An 18,349-nucleotide genomic window follows, 5' to 3' on the forward strand; every position below is an offset into this window, starting at 1 on the left:
CCCCGTGGCACCGCAGCAGGTCACCGTCGTCACTCGCCAGCGCCTCCTGGACCTCCTGGTCGTCGAGAAGGTCTGGTGGTGGGGCGCTCTGGACGAGGTGAGCTTCCTGGAGCGCCTGTACGACCTGGACGCCCGCGAAGGCGACGGCCACCGGCGTCTCACGGCCAGGGAAGACATCTGGCAGCACTGCATCAACAACGACGACCGGCCGCCGGAGTGGGTGTTCACCGACACTCGCTTCGGCCTCAATGGTGACTGTCCGCAGCCGCTGCTGAACTTCCTCGCCGAAATGCTGCATCCCGTGGTGCGGCGGGACTCGGCCGAGGTCCAACGCCTGGCAGAGAAGCTCAACGACATCCTCGCCAAGGACGGCTTCGAGCTCTACCCGGCCGAGTACATCAGCGGACTACCCGTCTACGCCGGCGGCCCCCGCGCATCCTTCCACGGCGCCCGGCCGGACCTGAAGTTCGAAGCACGCCCCCTGTTGACCGACCCCCGTGTCCTCCACGAACACCAAGAGCGCATCAGGGCCGGCCTGGAACGCGACCCGGCCGCAGCCATCGCCTCCTGCAAAGAACTCGTCGAAAGTCTCTGCAAGATCATCCTGGAACACCAGGGCATCGAATACTCGCCCGGAGAGGACCTGCCACCGCTGTTCAAGCGCGTCACGACCCTGCTGGGCCTGAACGCCGACGCCGTAGCGGACCACGCCAAAGCCAGCGCAACGGTGGTCAAAATCCTGCGCACCCTCACCACGACAGTGCAGGGCTTGGCCGAGCTGCGCAACCAACTCGGGCTCGGCCACGGACGCACTGCACCGAGCCCGGCACTGGCCCGTCACGCCCGGCTGGCGTTGAACAGCACGGTGACCGTGACGGAGTTCGTGCTCGACACCTGGCAGGACCGCACCGAGCGAGGAAAGCTCCCGCCCTGCTCTGCGTAACACCGTGCCCATGAGGGGTCAGTCTTCGGCTTCGGAGTCCGCGTCGACGGTGCGCCGGTATTCCCAGTGGTCCTTGTCCATCTGGATGCCGAGGTGGATGGGGGCGGGGTACCGGGTGCGGTAGTTGAAGTGCAGGGCGTGGTCGCACAGGCGGGCCGCGGCCAGGCCGTAGGTGAGTGGTGCATGACCGTCAGGCAGGTGGAGCACGCTGATTTCTGTTGCGGTGTGGCTGTACCAGGTCTCGGCCTGTTCCTCGGCCGACGTGCTGGCCCAGCGTGTGTACTTCTCGCCGGCTCGCGCGTAGCGGGAGCCCCCGGTGTACTGCTGGGGCAGGTTGCACAGGATGAAGGTGCTGGTGGTGCCCTCCATCAGGAACACGCCGGTGGCGAGCTTGCGCTCCTGGATCTCGGCCGTTGACTCGTCGGTGTGGTCGAGGCGTTCGACGAGCGCGGGCGAGGCGACGTGTTCGCTGCCGGCGGTGACGCGCAGGACGGCCCGTGGGCGTTGGCCGGCGGGGAGGGTGAAGCCGGGAAGCGCGGGGCGCTCGTCCAGCGTGCCGTCGCCTTCGGGAATGCGGCCCAGGTGACGGTTGGCCAGGAGCGGCCAGATGCTGCGGGCCTGGTCGCCAGAAACGTAGACGATGTAGCCGGTGGCGGTGCCGGCGTGGTCGCCGAGGTCGAACAGGGCGCGGTCGATGGAGCGGGGAAGCTGAGCGTCGCGGCGGCGGCCGTCGGGCAGGCGGCGAGCGCGGTGCAGGGTGTTGGCGGTGGCGTAGTCGAGCCAGGTGCCGCCGGGAGAGTCCTCGTCACGCAGGTATGCCAGGGTCTGCCACAGACCTCCGTCCCGGGGCACGAGCGCGACGAGTGTCCACATCAGGCGGGGCGGTTCGGTAGCGGGTCCGCGGCGCTGGCCGCGCTGCTCGCGCAGGTGCAGGCCGACGTGGACGAGAGGTTCCTTGAGGCCGTTCGGGCCGTAGGCCAGGGCGTCGGTGAGACGGGGGTGGACCAGGCCAGCGGTGCGGTGGAGGTCGGCGACGGCCATGTGGCCGCGGTGGTCGCCGGCAAGCTCGCTGCCCAACTGGTCGAGGGCGGTAGTGATGTCGCGGGCCTTCTTGCGGGGGTTGCGGCGTCCGGGCTTGTGTGGGGTGAGGAACTGGGTGAGGACGCCCAGGCGGGCGAGTTCGCGGACCGCGTGGGGCTTTGCGTCCAGGTCGTAGGGATTGGCGACGGTGGCGTCGGGCTTGCGGGAGGCGCGGCGCTGGCGGGTCCAGGCTTTCGCGTCGTACTCGGTTTCGCACAGGGCCAGCAGCCGGATGCCTTCGGAGGCGTCCAGTCCGTGGAGCTGGCGGGCCAGGGCGGGACGCTGCCCGTGGTGGTCACCGTGGAGCAGCAGGTCGTCCGCAAGCTGCAGGTAGGCCTCGACGTGGTCGTTCAACGCCACGGTCGTGTTCTCCGGCATGCCGGCGGCGGCGAGGTCCGGGCGGTTGAAGTGATAGGCGAGCAGTCGCTGCATGCGGGTGGGCTCGCTTTGGTGGCGGTACAGGACGAGGAAGCGCAGGCGCTGACGGCCGGCGGCGGCGATGATTTGTCCCAGGCGGGGGTCGTCGAGCAGGAGGCTGTCGCGGCCGTCGGTGGTGGTGCGGCGGCTGCTGAACGGCCGCCCTGCGATCTGGTGGGCGTGAACCAGGGGTTGTCCGAGGGTGTTCCTGGCCCAGCGGGCGAGTTCACGGCGGGCGTGCATGCCGTCGCCCTTGCCGATGGAGAAGGTGCTGGCGAAGGGGATGAGGGCGCGCAGGGCGCCTGGCGTGCCGGTGAGGTCGCAGGCGCTGGGGCTGAGGAATTCGGTCTCGTCGGCTGTGCGGGGGAAGACGTTCTCGCCGTGCAGGCGGGTCCAGGCGTCCAGGGCCAGGCGGGTGGTGTGGTCCAGGTGTGTGTGCTCGCCCCTGCCGCCCAGTTCCAGTTTGATCAGGGGGCCGTTGGGGTCGCGGGGGGCGAACCAGGCGGTGCGGGCGCTTTTGAGGGTGTTGCTCAGGCGTGAGACGCGGGGCTGGACGGTGGCGACCGGAGAGCGCAGGCCGGGGTGGGAATTCACAGCCACCTCCAGGCGCAGGGTGGCGTGGTGGATCCGGGTCTTCCACGCCGCATCCTCTTCCCCGGCGCTCTCACCGTCGCCGTCGCCGTAGGCGGCGCCCCAGCTGTTCTTCCACAGCAGCTCGGGATCCCACACCTGCAGGCATCCGGCCAGATCGGCGCGGAAGCGGACGGTTTGGCCGTCGATCTCCCAGGAGCGGGTAGCCAACCGGCTTGCGACCGCCCAGGAAGCGGCCCTCCAGGCCCAGCCGGGGGCGTCGATGCAGGCCCCGTTGCCGGTGAACTGTTCCCACAGCGGGGTCTTCTCGGGGGTGGTGCCGGCGATGAGGTCGGCGATCTGGCTCTGGTAGGCGAAGGAGAACCGGTCGGCATCGGTCTGCAGCAGCGCCTGCTCCCACAAGACGATCGCGGCGTGCAGGTCGTCGCGGTCCAGTGGGCGGCTGGTGGCCAGGAACTTCGGCGGGTCGGTCTTGCTCGTGGGGTACAGCGACGCGCAGGTGTATCCGGTGGCGCGCAGCACCGTCAGCAGGCCCGAGTAGGGAAGGTTGGCCTTCGACCCGGTGACGCCGTGGTACTCCCGCCGCAGGGCCGGCCACACGTCGCCGATCTTGTCGGGCAGGGGGTAGAGGAACGTCGTGCCGAGGAGTTTCTCGTCGGTGTGGCAGGCCAGCAAGGACAGCCGGGTCTGGGTGCTCATCGTGGGCTTTCGCTTTCGGCCGGGGTGGTGCGGGGGAGGGGGACTCGGACCAGGTGGGGCTGCTCGGAGGAGTGGGCCAGGTCGAGCCACGCGGTGAGGGTCGAGCCGTAGGCGCGGCGCAGCGCGTACTGCTCCTGCTCGGTCAGCTCGTTGTAGTAGGCGCGCAGCAGGGAGGGGTAGTCCGTGCCGAGGCGTGTGGCGAAGAAGGCGTTGTCGACCAGGAACAGCTGCACGGGCGTGCCGCCGCGGCGGGCACGCCCGGCGAGCTGGATCATGACGACCAGGATCCCGGCGAGGATCTCGGTCTTCAGGAACCGCGGGAGGCGGGAGAACATCGGGCTGGAGCGCAGGAGCCAGTTCAAGCGGTCGTGAGCGGCGCGGCTCTGCACGGCGAGCATGCGGGCGGGGTCGGGGCCGGGGCAGGCCGCGGCGGTGCCGGCCGCGCCGATGCTCGCATACATCGCCTCGGGGGTGTGCAGGTCGGCGGCCGGGCGGGTGGCGACCCACACCGAGGACAGAGCGGAGCGGTCGGTGCCGGGAACGAGGATGTTCAGGGCGCGGGCGACCAGGCGCAGCGGCGCGCACACGACCTTGACGTGGGGGTGGGTGTAGGGCAGGTCTTCGAGCTGGTCGACGGTGATCATGACCACGCTGATAGGCGGGGCCACGCCCCCCGGCGGCCCGGTCTTGGGGATGACCACGGCGATCCACGACGGGTCAGGGATCGCGGAGGCGATGCCGGCGGCGAGAAGCATGGACTGGCTGTAGGCGTTGGTGACCACCATCGCGCGGGCCCGGTCGTGTTCGTGGATCTCCAGGTCCCGCAAGTGTTCGGACAGGCGGTCTCGCCACAGCTGGGCGCCCAGTTCCAGGAGCCGGGCGGGTTTGCTGGACTCCTCCTGCCCGCCGACGGCGATGGGGTTCCAGATGTCAGTGGTGGCCGAGACGTTGCCTGGCCGGGCGGTGACCGCGCCGGGGGCCGCGTCGGTCATCACGTAGGCGGGCTGGGTGTGCAGGTGCTCTTTGGCGGCGCGTGGGAAGAACGCGGTCGCGGATAGGGCCAGGACGCTGCGCTCCACCCCTGCGGTGGCCAGAGCGATGGTCCCGCCGAGCTGGACTGTGCTGGTGTGCGGGTCGCCGCCCAGGGTCTGCACGGACAGCCGGCCACCGCCGCGCTGATTCTTCTCGACCTTGAATCCGAACAACTGGTAGCCCAGCGGCCCGTACGGGAGGGCGGGGTTGTGGCTGAAGGTGCCCAGGGCGCGGGCCAGTTCCCGGCCGGCCGTCATCTGCTCCCCGGCTCCCAGACCGGCCAGGACGGCCTTGAGATGAACCAGGGACTTGTGCAGGCAGCCGAGCCAGGAGCGCACCAGCAGGGCGTTGGTGATCTCGCGGCGCTGGCCCGAGGGGATCCTCAGTCGTCCCAGTTCCTTGTCGATCTGCGTCTTCACCCGGGGCAGGGCGTCGTGGCTGGCGTCGCGGCTGACGGCTTTCGCGAGCAGCTCGGCCAGTTGGGCGTAGCGCGGCGGCGGCGAGGCCTTCTTGTCGCGGTCGGGGAAGATCGCGCGGAATTCCTTGTGGACGTCCGGGCCGACCGGTTTGGTGACATCCACGTGCAGGAGCTTGTCGAGCAGCCATCGGTCCCACAGCCCGGGCACGTGCCAGTCGGAGCTGGGACGGTCGTCGTCCTGGCCGACGGTCTCCAGCCACAGCTCGTCGTCCAGGACGTAGTTCAGGAACTGATCGCCCAGACCGCGGGCCTTGAACAGGGCGTTGACCAGGCGCCGGTCGCTGGCGGCGTCCAGGGCCTCGCGCTGGCGGTCGACCTCTGTGAGCAGGGAGGTTCCGCCCCAGGCCCGGCCGGACAGGGTGAAGATGTCCGAGCCCAGGTCGCACCAGCTGCTCTGCAGGTGGTCGACCTCGTCGATCAGCAGCACCGTGCACAGGCGCAGCACGAATTCCAGGACGCTGATGCGGCGCAGCACGCCTTTGTCGGTCTCCACCGGCACCGGCAGGGAGCCGCGCAGCAGGTTGTGGTGGTTGGTGACGACGATGTCCGCGTCCATGGCCGCGCGGATCAGGGCGTACTTGCCGCAGATGCCCAGCCGGGGGCAGGCGTGGCCGGGGCCCGGCTCCTCCTGGACGGGCGCGACGCCGGCCGGCTGCAGCGACAAGCACGGCTCGGCGCTGCGCCGCACCGGGGGGCCGTCGATCAGCCATGCGGACACCTCGCACCCGTAGGCCAGTTCCTCGAAGCGGTGCTCGCGGCCCTGGGCCAGGGCACGCTCGGCCTGCTCCGCCAGGCGGTAGCCGGAGACAAGGGGCACGATCTTCAGGGTGGGGTTGGCGGCGGCAAGGTCGGCGGCGGTCTGCCGCACGAGGTCGTCGTCCTGGCTCAGGCGCTTGACCCGCGTGTGCTGGGCGAGTTCGTCGTCGGCCTCGCGCATGCGCTCGGTGTTGCTCAGGCTCTCGTGGATCTGGCCGACGACCACCGCGACCGGACCCTTGCCCCGGCGGACCAGCAGCGGAGCGGCCGCATTCAGCAGGACGCTCTTTCCGACACCTGTGGGTGCGTTGAGGACGGTGACCTTGCCCGCGGGTAGCCGCAGCTTCGCGACCCTGCGGTCATCGGTATCCAGCAGCCGGTCGAAGAAGCGGGCCATCAGGCCGGGCTTCCAGCCGTTGCAGTCGTTCGCAGCCGCCTGCCGCCGCGTCAGCCGCAAGACCTGGCGGCGAGAGAGCGTCACCTCACGGCGCCAGGGGGCGGTGCGCAGCCGCAGCGGGGCGACACCGGCCTCCCCTTCCCCGTCCGGGACGGTCACGACCGAAAGGTCGCGGCTACCGAAGGCCCACTTCCCTGCGGTGGCCACCGGCTGCGGTCCACGGTTGCCGTAGTACAGCTCCTCGGCCTCGCCCAGCAGCCCCTTCGCCAGCACCAGCGGCTCCTGCGCGTGCGCCACGACCAGATAGGTCGCCTCGCGCGGCTCGACATCCTCCGGCAGCCGGTACAAGCCCTCCGGCGAGGACGCGTAGGAGCGCGCCAGCCCGTAGAACGCGCTGCGGCCGGCGACATCCCCGGGCCGCACATGCCAGTAGCCGCCGATCAGCTCCCGCACCCGGCGCGGCACCTGAGGCCAGCGCTCCCACACATCGGTGCGGGCAGCGGCGAAGACGTGCGCCTGGTCCAGCGGGACGACCCGCTGCCCCTGCGCGTTGCGGAACCCGAAATACTCGTCGGCCAGCGCCAGCGGGAACGCCACCGCCAGCATCCGCATCTGCCACTCCTCCGGCCTCACCGCCCACCCCCACATGCCTGCTTGATGCGCGCAATTAGGCGGCTGACCGTGGTCACCTTGATCCGTCGCCCGTTCAGCCGCTCCTGGAGGTAGTGCCGCTCATGGTCCTGGTGGTCGGGCAGCACGATGGTCAGCGCGTATGGCTTCGGCTCGCGTTCGAGCAGCGCGCAAGCCAGAGCCTCGACCGACTCCCACGCTTTGGCGTCCACGCGCAGGTTCCTCGCGCGCTGGCCCGGCGGCGCGACTGTGATCCGCAGGTCGTACTCGTCGGGGCGCAGCTCGCCCGGCCACATCTGCACCTGCACGTTATCCAGTTTCTGCAGCTTGTCGCGGAGCTCGATTTCGAGCAGGGTCGGCAGTACCCCGTAGCGCCACACCGGGCGGCTGAGCGCCAGATGCTCCGTGCTGGCCGGAAGGCCGACCACCGCGCCGGCTTCCTTGCCCGTGCCGATCAGGAGCGGCGCCGCGCCCGCTGTGGCCGGCTCCAGGCCCAGGCGGTAGTGCACCCCGCGCGTCCGGTGGGCCTCGCACCGCACCTCGACGTCGCCGCCGCGGCGAACGACCCGCATCGGCCACCGGCACTTCGGGCACGGGTACCACCAGCCGTCCAGATGGCACCACGGCCAGTCGCTGACCGGCTCGAAGAAGTCGAACCGCATCCACAACTGGTCCCAGGCCCGGCGCAGCGCTCGCACCGGCCCGGCGGGGCTCTCCGCCAGCAGGGCCCGCGCGCGCCGGTACTCCTGCGGCTCCAGGCGCCGCAAGACCTCGTACAGGCGCCGTTCTTCCTGCTCGGCCCTCACCCGCGCCCAAGGCCAGTGCCGCTCCAGCGCCGCCTGCGGCACCAGATGCTCCCGGCACAGGTCCTGCAGCGCATCGCGGACCAGGCCGTCCTCCTCGAACAGGCGCACCGCCCCGAGGCCGTCGGCCAGTGCACTTGTGGTGGGCAGAAGTGGGTCGAGCGGACCGCGCAGCGCACGACGGAACTCGCCCATTCCCCACTGCGCGGCGTCGGTGGCAGGGTGCGCGGCGCGCAGCACGGCCAGGCAGTCCATCAGCATCGCCGCCCGCCGCGCGGGCTGCAGCTGCGGGTCGGCCTCTGCCGCAGCTGCGATGCAGCACGCGGTTAGGGCCTGTTCCCGCCGAAGCTGCAGGTCGTCGCATTCCTTGAGCGCCACGCACACAAGATCACCCACCGCAGAGGGTTTCGGCCGCATAGGGTGCGTATATGCATAAACGTGCCACCCGAATGGGGCCCCACGGCCACCCGCCCGCCCCCTCGACGGCTACCAGCACCCCCTGGCTATGGGCCGCCGCCCCCGGCACCGTCTTCCCTCTCCGCGAGACGCCCGCTACCCCGCACGGGAAATGGCTCTGGTTCCTACCCGTCCGCGCCCTGGACGCAGGCTGGCGCCTCGTCAAACAAGCCGTCGAAAACGGGAAACTCGGCCCCGGAGCCAAAGTCGCCACCCTCGGCAGCCCCTTTGACGGCGACCCCACCCGCCGACCGGTGATCATCTACACCGCCGACTGGACCGACGAAGCCGACGTCCACCGCGTGCTGGTCGCCCTGCGCACCCTCGGCATCAACGACGCCCTGGCGTACAAGACCGACGAAGCCACCGAACTCGGCGAGTACGGCGATCTGACCAGCCTGTACATCAGCCCCGTGGGAACCACCAAGGTCGTACGCCGCACCCCGCGGTACGCAGCGCCAGCCTGATCATTCGGGTCCGATCCGGCCGTAGAAGCGGCAGGGCTGCGGAAGACGCCACGAGATCAGGGCCACGTTTCTGCGGCGGTTGCGCGGATTGGCCTGCCCTTCTCCGCTGAGGGCGCTGATGCTGCGCGCGGTGAGATCCGGGCCGATGACATCAGCCGACTGTGCCGACAGGGTGGGTTACGCCGGAAGCCGTGGTGTGGCGATGGACTCGCGATCGGGCCAGATACCCCCGGCAACCCACGGCGCGACGATGGGCTCCAGCCGCTTGGCATACGGATCTGGCCGTTCGGTGACCAAGCTGCTTGCCCACTGGCGTGCCGCCCCGGCTATCCAGTCCGCGATCTGGAGCTGGGGCGCCGTAGTGCTGCCGGAAAACGTGATGGCCGTAACCGAAGAGGAGGCCATCATCTGTCCGGGACGCGCCAAGTCAGGTACCTCATGCAGGTTCTCCACACGCGAGGCGTGGCGGGCGATCGTCTTGGAGTCGTCGTGCACGAGATGGAAGACGCCGATGCGTTGTCCCATATCCTGGCAGAGGCTGACCAGGCACGGTATCGCCGGATCCAGCACGTCCTCGACTTCGCCGTTGGCGATCGAGGCGACGATGTCTTCGGCCTCTGCGCGGGTGAACTCCAGAGGGGCAAATGTGTCGAGGAAGTCGGGCTTCACGGTCATGAGGTAGGCGGTGATGGCCGCGAACAGGTCGTCTACGCTGGCGCGACTTCGCCGCCGGATGGCGTCGACGAAGGTCTGCAAGAGATGCTCGTAGGCGGACGCGTCGCCGACGACCGGACCGGCCATGTGGAACAGATTGGCCAGCGCCACGGCCGATCCGTCAGCGTACATGTTGTATCCGCTCGAACGCCAGAACCGCTCCACCACCAGTGCGTCAACGACTTTGGTGGTCGCCATGAACCGCTTGTGCGCCACGTAGGTGCGGACGTGCTCGTCTGCGAGCGCGGAGAACGCCGTGACCAGTGCTTCGCGGCCTGCGTCCGCCTTGGACAACGAGGTGTACTTCGGTTCTCCCTGGCCGGCGGGTAGCCGCGTACGGACGCTGTCGACGATCTGCTTAGCGCGGGCGTCGCTGACGTGCACCGCCGCTACGCAGAACACCGGTTGAGTATCGTCGAGAAGGTTCTCACCGGTGCTGTTGGACTCATCCGCGTACACCGTAGGGGCTGGGGTCATGAGCGCAGCATCCCCGTCCGATGACGTACCCGTCGAGATATTCGGCAGAGTCGCTGCCGGACGATTGGCGCGTGATCATCTGCGAGCCCCATTGGGCGCTGTCGGCGGCGGCCCAACTGCGGAGCGCCCCGCACTACCACTGGCGGATCCTGGCTGTTCTGCGACGCAGACCGCCCCGGCACCCCGCCGTTGCCATCGTCTTCACCAGCGCCGGCCGCAAGGCCCTGGCCGCTCGCGTCAACCCTCATCGCTCGTACCGCTGGCGTCTCCACACGGCTTGCCTACACCGAAGGCATCCGCGAGCACGTTGAAGCCGCACAACAACGCCAGCAGCCCACCACCCCTCACCCGCCGGCACCCGCAGCACCACCGCCATCCTGCGCATAGAACTCAAGCTCGCCAGGCAGGAGATCCGGACCCTGAGGGAAGACAGAGACCGGATGCGGCAGGCCATCCAGCATCAGCTCGGACAACAACTCGACGCCCTTGACACAGGGCACCCGACCGAGCGCATCGACGAACTACCCGGACCAATCAACGACTCGAAGACAGCCTCCAGCAGGCCGCTGACGAGAACCACCAACTCCACGCCCTCGTGGGAACCCTGGAAACAGACCTGGCGGCAGCACGCATCAGCCTCCGGCGAATGATCCGAGAGGAGAACACGAACCGCTGAAGGCGCCCCCAAGCGTTCGCTGCTACCGACACGGCCAATCCAGGAGCCGCTGCTGCTAGGCCCATACCACGCCCAGTTCGGTCAGAGCGGCGCGTTGCGGCTCGGTGAGCTTGGCCCGCCTGGATTGTGTGTTGCTCATAAACACCCCTAGCCGGACCTTCACTGCGGTGTCGTGGCCGTCGACCGTGACCTCTTCTACGTGGCCCCGGGGGACGCGGTGATGTCCTTCGCGGGCGATGTACTGCGCGAGGGCCGCTACACCTCGCTGGAAAGCCGCTGACAGCTTCCCCGCTGCCTTCCCACCGCTCGTGGCCTCGGGGCCAGGGCGTTCCGCTGGCGTCACGCCCAGCGCGGACAGCCGCCGCTGCTGCTCTTCCGACAGCTGTGCCCAGAAACGTGCCTGCCGCTGGAGCCACCGCCCGAGGTCGTCGCCTTCGAAGAGCACGCCGGGCTGGATTTCGGGCAGGAAACCGCGGGGTTCGTCGGCGGCGAGGTCGGCGAGGACGCGGTAGTGGCGTTGCCAGTCCAGCGGCCAGGGGCAGTTCCAGTCGGGGTCGATCGCGGTGAGCTGTGCGGCGCGGACCGCGGCACGCCCGCGATCCTTGCCGAGGCCGCGCTTCCTGCGGAGGTTGGCTATGTGCTGCCCGACGGGGATCAAGCCAGCCCCTGTTCCCACGCTCGCCCCTTCGCCCCACAGAGCGTCCTGCCTCGGGGCCAGATGCCCGTGCGCACGGCGGTAGGACCGCAGGGCGGCGAGCTTGGTCTCCCAGGCTTCTTCGCCCGGCTCCCAGACCATCCCGGCCTCCGGCGCGTCCAGCAGCGTCTTGCGCCGTATCTCCAGTTCCCCGGCCCGCAGCGCCTTCCGCTGCTGGTGCACCCACCTCCCCAGCGGAAAGTCCTTCGTGACGCCGACCTCGACCTCCGTGTCGTAGGGGACGGCATACAGGCCGGTGATCCCGTTCTCGGCCCGCCAGCGGAGCAGGGCCTGGTAGCCCTCCAGCCACACCAGCGACTGCGGGCGGAAGACCCGGGTGCGCAGGAACGCGGCGATGGTCGCCGCGTCGCGCGGGCTGGAGAAGTGCAGCAGCGCGGACTCGGCAGCACCCTCGCTGCCCTCCTCATCCTCCCGGCCTTCACCGCCACCCTGGCTGCCGGCCCCGACGACCCGGCCCTGTGCGTCGCGCTGGATGTGCACGCGCCACTCCTGGCGGCTGCGGGTGAGGGCACGGGAGGCGAGCTGTTCGACCAACTGCTCCGAGTGCGAGCGCAGGCCCTGGAGCACCGCGACCAGGGGGCGGAAGGAGGCACTGGAGACCATGTCACCGGGGTCCTCGCCGGGCTCGAGGAAGACCGGCACGATGATCCGCGCGACCTTGGTGGAGCCATCCGGGTTCGGCCGGAGCGCGCGGCCGATGTTCTGGACGATCTCGACTTGGGAGCCACGGGTGTCGGCGAAGCAGACGGCCTCCACACCCCGTGTGCCGACGATATCGACCCCTTGACCGAGCACGCGAACGCTGGCAAGGAAAGCACGGTGGACGCGCTTGCCGTCGGTGTCGATGCCGTTTGCGAACTGGCGGATGGCCTCGCGCCGCTCGGCCACCAAGTGGTCGCCGCACAGCCACGCCGACCATACCCGGTCCGGGGGTACGTGACGGCCTGCCTCCAGCTCATAGAACTCCGCGTCGATCGACGACTCCGGCAGCCTCTCGGCCTCGGACAGGGCCTGGGCGGATGTCTCGGTGGCGTACAGCTCGGCCGCCGTCTCCCGCAGTTTCTCCGCGAACGCGGCCGTCTCCTCCACCCGCTGGTGGAACGTCATCACGGTCTTCAGGTTCCACCTCGCCGCGTGCTCCAGGAGCGCGGCCTGCAGCAGCGCCAGCCGGCGCCCGCGCAGCGCCTCCTCCGACAGTCCCAGAACCGGCTCGGGGTCGCGGATCTCCAGGACATCGATCTCGAAGCCGGCGAGGATGTTCCGCTCGACCGCTTCCGCCAGCCCGAGCTCGAAAATCCATTCGCCGTACGTGCCGTCCGGGTCAGAGATCATCGACACGATCTCCAGCTCCTGGCCGTCCTTGCCCTTCTGCGGCCGGGGGGAGGCGAGGATGCGCGGGGTGGCGGTCATGTAGAGGCGGAAGTCAGCAGGGATGCGTGCGTTGTCGTGGATCGCCGCCCAGGGGCGGGCGGCGTCCCCGGCGGTCATGTGCGCTTCGTCCACCACCGCCAGGTCGAACGGCGCCATCCGCTGCCTGTACAGCCGTTCTCCGCCCGCCAGAGCGGCTTCCAGTGGCCCGCGGACGCGTTTCTGGCCCGTGGGGTCTTCCGGGTCCTCCCGGTCCACGAGAGAGGCGTAGGTGGCGAACACCACCACCGGCCCCGTCCCAGCCCACATCGCCAGCCGGATCGGATTCGTGGTCGCCCGAACCTCCAGACGCTCCAGGACCTCGTCTTTCTCCAGCGAACACACCGCGACCATGGGCCCGCGGTGGCCGACCCGGCGCCATGCCTGGGCGGACTGCACGAGCAGGTCGATGGTGTCCGCCATCACCAGGATCCGGCCGCCGGGGAAGTACTCCAGCGCGGCGACCGCGGCCGTGTAGGTCTTCCCGGACCCGGTGGCCGACACCACGGTGGCACGAGCACCGCACCCCGGGACAGATGATCTTGCAGGGAACCCGACCCACTGTCGAATCCGGGATTTCGTCTCCACCTGATGCTTCCGAAGCCGGATGCCTGACATATGAAGAATGTCCCCTCGCTGACTGCTCGCCGCATACCGCTCGGAACGCACGAGCACCGCCGGTCCCCATAACCAGCGGCACTCGCGGATGCGTTTTGGCTCACGCATTGCTGTCACATTACAGCGCGCGCAGTGCGTCACACTTCTGTCCGTCATCCGTCGTTGATGTGCTAAAGAATTGGGTTCACATGAACTCTTCTGATCGAACAACCTCTCTGACTGGCGGAACAATCATGCGGCGATCATCCTGCAGCAGCCGGTACTCCGCTCTGGCTAGTTGAGTGTTCCCCGGCAGCGGGACGCCGTCTCGGGCGATCTCCGATCAGAAACAGACCCTCCTGGAAGCCTCGCTCGGCTCGGACCAGGACCGGCTGATCGAGCTGCGGGACGACGGCGTCGAGCGGCACGTGGAGGCGAGCCAGTCACGCTGGAGACGGCAGCCGGTGACGTGCTGGCCGTCGGGAAGTTCTCGCTGGTGCAGGAGAACGGGCTAACGTTGGAGGTCGACTGGAACGTCCCCGCGCCGAACATGCCGATCGCGCAACGGCCGTATTGGGACCCGGAATCGGACCCGATCGCGGACGAGCTGCGGTGGAACCAGCACCTGGACGACGTCGGCGCGCCAGAACCGGAACTGGTGGTCACCAGCCGGTAGGCGTTTCTCCTATCTGGCGGCGAACAACGCCTACCGGGCGGCGTACTACGCCGGCGTGAACCCGTCGACGACACTGACGGCGAGGCTCACTCCGCAGCAGATCAACGTGGTGCGCGGCAACACTCGCTGCCGCCGATCACCTTCTACAAGGCGCAGGTGCGGGTGGACGGCAAGCCACGCAAGGTGCTGCCGGAAGATCTGTGGTGCCTGATCCCACCGGACCGGGAGAAGTGGGCGCAGACCCGATCGGTGTGACGGCCGAGGCGCTGGTGCTCTCGCGTGGCACGAACCCGGAGATCTTCCGCGAGGACACGCCGGGCATCATCATCACTCGCGGGCTCCAGGACGACCCCGTGCAGATGCACACCGGGCGCGGCGGTCGGCATGCCGGTCATGCACACCCCGGACGCGCACATCGTGGCGAAGGTCCTGTGATGCCGGTGCCTCGACTGAAAGCCGCCGTGTACGTGCAGGACCCGGCCACGCGCGAGGAGCTGATCCTCCTGCCCGGCGAGGAGCCCGAACCGCGCCTCGCCGCCCTGGTGACCCACCCCGATGCGTGGGAAGTTCCGCCCGAGGGGCACGGGTCGCTGCCGATCGCGGTCGGCGAGCCGGACCCGACCACAGAGAAGACGGTCGACCCGGAGCCGGAGGACGTAGGCGGAGGCAGTTCGAAGAAGTCGTCGCCACGCCGCTCGCGATCCGCTTCGGCGTCTCCGTGACCTACGGCCCGCCGCCGGGAACGCCTCGGTGGCGGGCCGTTCCCGTACAGATGAGAAAGGGCAGGCTGGTGGATGAGTTCCAGCGGTCGTGGCTGCTGGCACAGCTCGGACCGGACACGGACCCGGCCGACCTGGAGCGCCGGTTCTTCCGGCTGCGGTCGGCTCGTGCGGTGGCACTGGAGGTGCTGGGGGAGCGGCGAGCGAAGCTGCTTGGCGACCCGCTGAAGGTCACCGTTGATGGTGTCGTGACCATGGATCTGCAAGAGAACTTGCGCGGCATCGAGCGGCAGATCGACGGCGTACGTCAGGCTTCGGCTCCTGATGACCCTCGGGAAGAGGGTGAGGAGAAGAACACCCTGGTGACGTCAGCCATGGTGCCGTCGCGCCGCTACAGGTAATGGCTGGCTGCGGCAGCTCAGGCAGGTCTGACGAATGGGTCATGTCTCGGTCGGGACACTGAGCGGATCGCGGACCATGGTCGCGAACACGGGGGAGTTGGAGAAAGGCTGTTGCTCGCCGATGTCCTGATATCCCCAGGACTCGTATACCGCCTTCAGCCGTCCGTCGGAGCGAGTGGGATCGACCAAGAGCGTCGCGCGCTTCTCCATGCGCTCGGCGAGAAGCGTCTCGTGTAGCACGCGGGAAGTGCCTGCCCCCGCTGTGCCCCGCCACATCTTGCGGACGAGGATCTCGTTGACGGCGAATGTGCGGCTGCCGGTCTCCTGCGTGAAGTCCTCTGGCGCGGGCTGCCGCATGCTGGACCACCACAGTGAATCAGGGCCGAGCGGCACGCCGAAGACGTAGCCGACTGGCTCCTCTCCGTTGTAGCCGATAACGGCCTCCCATCCATCTCGGGAGGCGTATCTGGTCAGACGCTCATCAAACAGGTCCACAGCGTTGAAGGGATCTTCCATGAGCCCGACCTCGGTACGAACCTCCACGTGGATGTCAAGAAACAGTTGCCGGTATGTCTCGACCTCGCTGGTACGGACGAGCGTCAGGGCAGCAGCTTCAGTCATGCGACCACCGTTCGGTAGTGGGCCTGCCAGTCGCGGGCCTCGGAGTTATGGGGATCGAGGGTGGTGACCTGCTGGGAGAATCGGTCCAGGAGCTTGCGGACGCGGGCGTGCCTCACCAGTTCGTCGGAGATGTCCTGCACTGTGGCTACAGCCTGTTCGGGCTCGTTCTGGCCGAGTTGCGCGACAGCAAGGTGCGCGCGCACCAGGGCACTATTGCGTTTCAGGTCCGGCCGCAAGTACGCGAGGCTGCGGTGAGCATGTTTTTCAGCGTCAGGCCAATGTCGTAGGTGGACATGCGCAAGCATCGCGAGATGATCGAGTTCAGCTTGGTCATAGAACTCGATCCAGGTGGGACGGTGCCTGTGCGGGTCGGCGCGGTCAAGTGCCTTCTGCGCCAAGTCCAGGTAGCGCATGGTGTTCCTGGCGTCCCCGAGCTCGGCGTGGTTCACCGCGAGACGGGCCAGGGCTAGCGAGGCAAACAGCGGGTCGCGCCGTGTGATGGCAGATGCCTGGGCCCTTTGGGCCGCTGCCAAGGCATCGGTGGGGCGCTTGAGGTGCTGGAAAAGGATCGAGCCATGGTTCCATACCCGGAACTGGGTGCCCTGGTCGCCGGACAGACCAGCGAGGCGTATGGTCCGGTCCAGATGAATCTGGGCGGAGTCCAGACGGCGTCCGTCGATGGCGGCCCACATGGCGCTGTTGGAGAAGGCTGCGCCGAGGATATACAGCTCGGAGCGAATGCGCGTCGACGCGGAGTGCTCCTGCTGGAGGGAGATGACCTCGTCGGTGAGGTCAGCGGCGCGCTGCTCTAGTCCCGGGGTGCCGCCGTATTGGTTCTCTGCACTGGTCCAAGCTGCGAGTTCCGCCTTCAACTTCTCCACGTCGTTGGAGCTGAGGCGATGACGGCGCGGTTCACCAGCGGGCGATTTGGGCAACGAGACGCCTGCTGCAGTGGCGGCGGCAAGGAAGGCGCGGCGATACACGGGGTCCTCTTCCGGAGCAGGGCTTTGGGGGTTCTTGCCCCTCGGGGTGAACCCTAACTCCGGCGCGGTGTGACCTGTGATCGTCTGGAGCGCCATTCGCAGCTTGCTGTGTGGCCATCGAACTTGGCCGTTCAGCAGCTTGAAGACGTGTCGTTTGCTGACAGTGCCGTATGTCCCCGTCAGCGTGCCGATGGCGTCATTGACGAGGTCGGCAAGCTCCTCCGCGCTCAACTTGTGCGCATGCATCCACGCCGCGAGCTGTTCGTTCCGTGTCTCCGGCATAACCCTACGTTAGGGCGCGCGCCTGCACCCCGGGTAAAGAGATAGTCAAAATGGCACTGCTCTGCCGAGCAGTATCTGTGCAACTTGGCATCAACAAACGGGCATTCGTAGCGGTTACCTGGGTGCGTGGACGCCGGGAAGGCCGCGTCGAGTGATGAACTGCGGCCCCCTCCGGCGTTCGGCGGCATATCCGTCCGACTCACGAGGAGCTGGCTTGATGAGGCCCACAGCCGTCAACGCCTTCACCAAGCGGGAGAGGCAGGACTGCTCCTCGCTCAACACCCCGGAGATGTTGGACAACGGCGATGCGATGAGGGTCCGCTTCGAAATCGCCAAGCGTGGCGCACGCGACCAGCTACCTGAGGCTGACGCCCGCCGCGTCAAGCAGATGCGGTACCTAGCCAAAGCCTGCCTGGAGCACTGGGGGCTGGCTGACATGTCGGATGACGTGGTCCTGGCTGCCTCCGAGCTGGTCACGAACGCGATCCTGCACAGCCACGGGACGGAGATCACCCTCTTGATCAGCCTCCAGGATGACGACCTATTGCGTATCTCTGTCCACGACGAGACGCCATGGCTGCCCGTCATCCGGCTTGTCGATGGCGACGCTGAGAGTGGCCGTGGACTCCAGCTCGTCGAGTGGATGACGATCGCACATGGCGGCGCGTGGGGAACCAGCGACGGAGGCGCAACTACTTGGTGCACCTTTTCCACCGCCGCCGAGAGGGGGCGCTGGTGAGCAGCAAGGTGATCGTAGTGTGCGGGGTTGGGAGGCTATCGGGGCCCGAGCCCAAAGCCTCCACTCTGTTGCGTGTCCTGCACGGATTGCGGGATTGGGACCCGCTTGATGGGCGCCAGGTTCTTGAGGATTTGGCCAACGTCTTGGACAACCAGGCGCCTGCAGAGCATGAGCTCGATGAGCTTGACAGGCGCCTACGTGTCACCGTGCGGCAACTCGCAAACATCGCGCTGGCGACGGACCAGCGACACCAGCAGGTTGTGGAGTTGATCGAGCGGGCCAACCTCCTGTGCTCCCAAGCGCGCCCCCGTGGTTACTGGAAGGCAGTCGGCCAGCTCCGTCGGCTGGGGTGGGTAACCAGCGGGCTCCTGGAGCACCTGCCCAAGGTCGCCGCCCAGATCGAAAGTGCCGCCTGATGAGCGCAGAAGTTCGTCAATGCCGTTTTCCTGACCGCGCCTTGCTGAGCGCGTCAACTGGACCACCACCACGTCTGGTGGGGGCCGGCCGCCGCCCCTGCTCCAACTGCCAGGAAGGGAGGGGCGGCGGCAAAACCAGGCGTGACACGAACTCACTACTCCCTCTTCGGCACCTAC

General features: G+C 68.4%; 14 protein-coding genes. 7 read left to right on the plus strand and 7 right to left on the minus strand.

What is annotated here, in order from left to right; all coding sequences use genetic code 11:
* Positions 1–4 precede the first annotated feature (4 nt).
* Positions 5–943 (plus strand): abortive infection family protein, encoded by a 939-nt coding sequence (locus ACMTAK_RS52470; protein WP_413812745.1) that lies wholly within the window; start codon positions 5–7, stop codon positions 941–943.
* A gap of 18 nt (positions 944–961) precedes the next feature.
* Here ACMTAK_RS52470 and ACMTAK_RS52475 read toward each other — a convergent pair whose 3' ends face one another.
* Genes ACMTAK_RS52475 through ACMTAK_RS52485 form a run of 3 tightly spaced genes read right to left on the minus strand, consistent with a single transcriptional unit; the run spans position 962 to position 8,204 of the window.
* Positions 962–3,730, minus strand: coding sequence for an RNaseH domain-containing protein (locus tag ACMTAK_RS52475; protein WP_413812746.1), 2,769 nt, complete (start codon positions 3,728–3,730; stop codon positions 962–964).
* Positions 3,727–7,005: a hypothetical protein gene (locus ACMTAK_RS52480; RefSeq protein ID WP_413812747.1), complete on the minus strand. Its 3,279-nt coding sequence runs from the start codon at positions 7,003–7,005 to the stop codon at positions 3,727–3,729. Before ACMTAK_RS52480 ends, ACMTAK_RS52475 begins: the two co-directional genes overlap by 4 nt.
* Before the next feature lie 17 nt (positions 7,006–7,022).
* Positions 7,023–8,204 (minus strand): restriction endonuclease-related protein, encoded by a 1,182-nt coding sequence (locus tag ACMTAK_RS52485; protein WP_413812748.1) that lies wholly within the window; start codon positions 8,202–8,204, stop codon positions 7,023–7,025.
* A gap of 50 nt (positions 8,205–8,254) precedes the next feature.
* Here ACMTAK_RS52485 and ACMTAK_RS52490 point away from each other — a divergent pair, with 50 nt between their 5' ends.
* Entirely contained in the window at positions 8,255–8,749 is a 495-nt protein-coding gene (locus tag ACMTAK_RS52490; protein ID WP_413812749.1) for a putative phosphothreonine lyase domain-containing protein, read from the plus strand.
* A gap of 177 nt (positions 8,750–8,926) precedes the next feature.
* Here the strand turns inward: ACMTAK_RS52490 and ACMTAK_RS52495 are convergent, their stop codons facing one another.
* Together ACMTAK_RS52495 and ACMTAK_RS52500 are read right to left on the minus strand one after the other, a co-directional pair.
* Positions 8,927–9,940: a DUF3800 domain-containing protein gene (locus tag ACMTAK_RS52495; RefSeq protein WP_413812750.1), complete on the minus strand. Its 1,014-nt coding sequence runs from the start codon at positions 9,938–9,940 to the stop codon at positions 8,927–8,929.
* Positions 9,941–10,671: 731 nt separating this feature from the next.
* Complete coding sequence (locus ACMTAK_RS52500) at positions 10,672–13,356, minus strand: DEAD/DEAH box helicase (protein ID WP_413812751.1); 2,685 nt, start codon at positions 13,354–13,356, stop codon at positions 10,672–10,674.
* A gap of 448 nt (positions 13,357–13,804) precedes the next feature.
* On the opposite strand from ACMTAK_RS52500, the gene ACMTAK_RS52505 reads away from it, so the two are divergent.
* The 3 genes from ACMTAK_RS52505 to ACMTAK_RS52515 all read left to right on the plus strand — a co-directional run bounded on the left by ACMTAK_RS52505 (position 13,805) and on the right by ACMTAK_RS52515 (position 15,131).
* Positions 13,805–14,011 carry a hypothetical protein gene (locus ACMTAK_RS52505; RefSeq protein WP_413812752.1) on the plus strand — a complete coding sequence of 69 codons (207 nt, stop codon included), beginning with the start codon at positions 13,805–13,807 and terminating at the stop codon, positions 14,009–14,011.
* A 230-nt stretch (positions 14,012–14,241) separates the two neighbouring features.
* Positions 14,242–14,733, plus strand: coding sequence for a hypothetical protein (locus ACMTAK_RS52510; RefSeq protein ID WP_413812753.1), 492 nt, complete (start codon positions 14,242–14,244; stop codon positions 14,731–14,733).
* Positions 14,734–14,801: 68 nt separating this feature from the next.
* Complete coding sequence (locus ACMTAK_RS52515; RefSeq protein ID WP_413812754.1) at positions 14,802–15,131, plus strand: hypothetical protein; 330 nt, start codon at positions 14,802–14,804, stop codon at positions 15,129–15,131.
* A gap of 39 nt (positions 15,132–15,170) precedes the next feature.
* On the opposite strand, the gene ACMTAK_RS52520 is transcribed toward ACMTAK_RS52515, so the two are convergent.
* Both ACMTAK_RS52520 and ACMTAK_RS52525 read right to left on the minus strand, forming a co-directional pair.
* The gene (locus ACMTAK_RS52520) at positions 15,171–15,752 is read right to left on the minus strand and encodes an N-acetyltransferase (RefSeq protein ID WP_386944311.1); all 582 of its coding nucleotides are present in this window, start codon (positions 15,750–15,752) and stop codon (positions 15,171–15,173) included.
* Complete coding sequence (locus tag ACMTAK_RS52525) at positions 15,749–17,017, minus strand: Tat pathway signal protein (protein ID WP_413812755.1); 1,269 nt, start codon at positions 17,015–17,017, stop codon at positions 15,749–15,751. Before ACMTAK_RS52525 ends, ACMTAK_RS52520 begins: the two co-directional genes overlap by 4 nt.
* 217 nt (positions 17,018–17,234) lie before the next feature.
* On the opposite strand from ACMTAK_RS52525, the gene ACMTAK_RS52530 reads away from it, so the two are divergent.
* A complete protein-coding gene (locus ACMTAK_RS52530) occupies positions 17,235–17,756 on the plus strand; it encodes an ATP-binding protein (RefSeq protein WP_413812756.1) in 522 nt (173 codons plus the stop codon).
* A complete protein-coding gene (locus ACMTAK_RS52535; protein WP_413812757.1) occupies positions 17,753–18,172 on the plus strand; it encodes a DUF6415 family natural product biosynthesis protein in 420 nt (139 codons plus the stop codon). The genes ACMTAK_RS52530 and ACMTAK_RS52535 overlap by 4 nt, the downstream gene beginning before the upstream one ends.
* Positions 18,173–18,349: the final 177 nt, after the last annotated feature.

Source organism: Streptomyces lacaronensis, assembly GCF_047337785.1.
Lineage (GTDB): Bacteria > Actinomycetota > Actinomycetes > Streptomycetales > Streptomycetaceae > Streptomyces > Streptomyces lycopersici.

Coding starts and splice junctions, on each gene's coding strand:
- ACMTAK_RS52530 (WP_413812756.1), top strand. CDS start 17,235: ATGAGGCCCACAGCCGTCAACGCCTTCACCAAGCGGGAGAGGCAGGAC.
- ACMTAK_RS52495 (WP_413812750.1), bottom strand. CDS start 9,940: ATGACCCCAGCCCCTACGGTGTACGCGGATGAGTCCAACAGCACCGGT.
- ACMTAK_RS52525 (WP_413812755.1), bottom strand. CDS start 17,017: ATGCCGGAGACACGGAACGAACAGCTCGCGGCGTGGATGCATGCGCAC.
- ACMTAK_RS52500 (WP_413812751.1), bottom strand. CDS start 13,356: ATGTCAGGCATCCGGCTTCGGAAGCATCAGGTGGAGACGAAATCCCGG.
- ACMTAK_RS52490 (WP_413812749.1), top strand. CDS start 8,255: ATGCATAAACGTGCCACCCGAATGGGGCCCCACGGCCACCCGCCCGCC.
- ACMTAK_RS52520 (WP_386944311.1), bottom strand. CDS start 15,752: ATGACTGAAGCTGCTGCCCTGACGCTCGTCCGTACCAGCGAGGTCGAG.
- ACMTAK_RS52480 (WP_413812747.1), bottom strand. CDS start 7,005: ATGCGGATGCTGGCGGTGGCGTTCCCGCTGGCGCTGGCCGACGAGTAT.
- ACMTAK_RS52475 (WP_413812746.1), bottom strand. CDS start 3,730: ATGAGCACCCAGACCCGGCTGTCCTTGCTGGCCTGCCACACCGACGAG.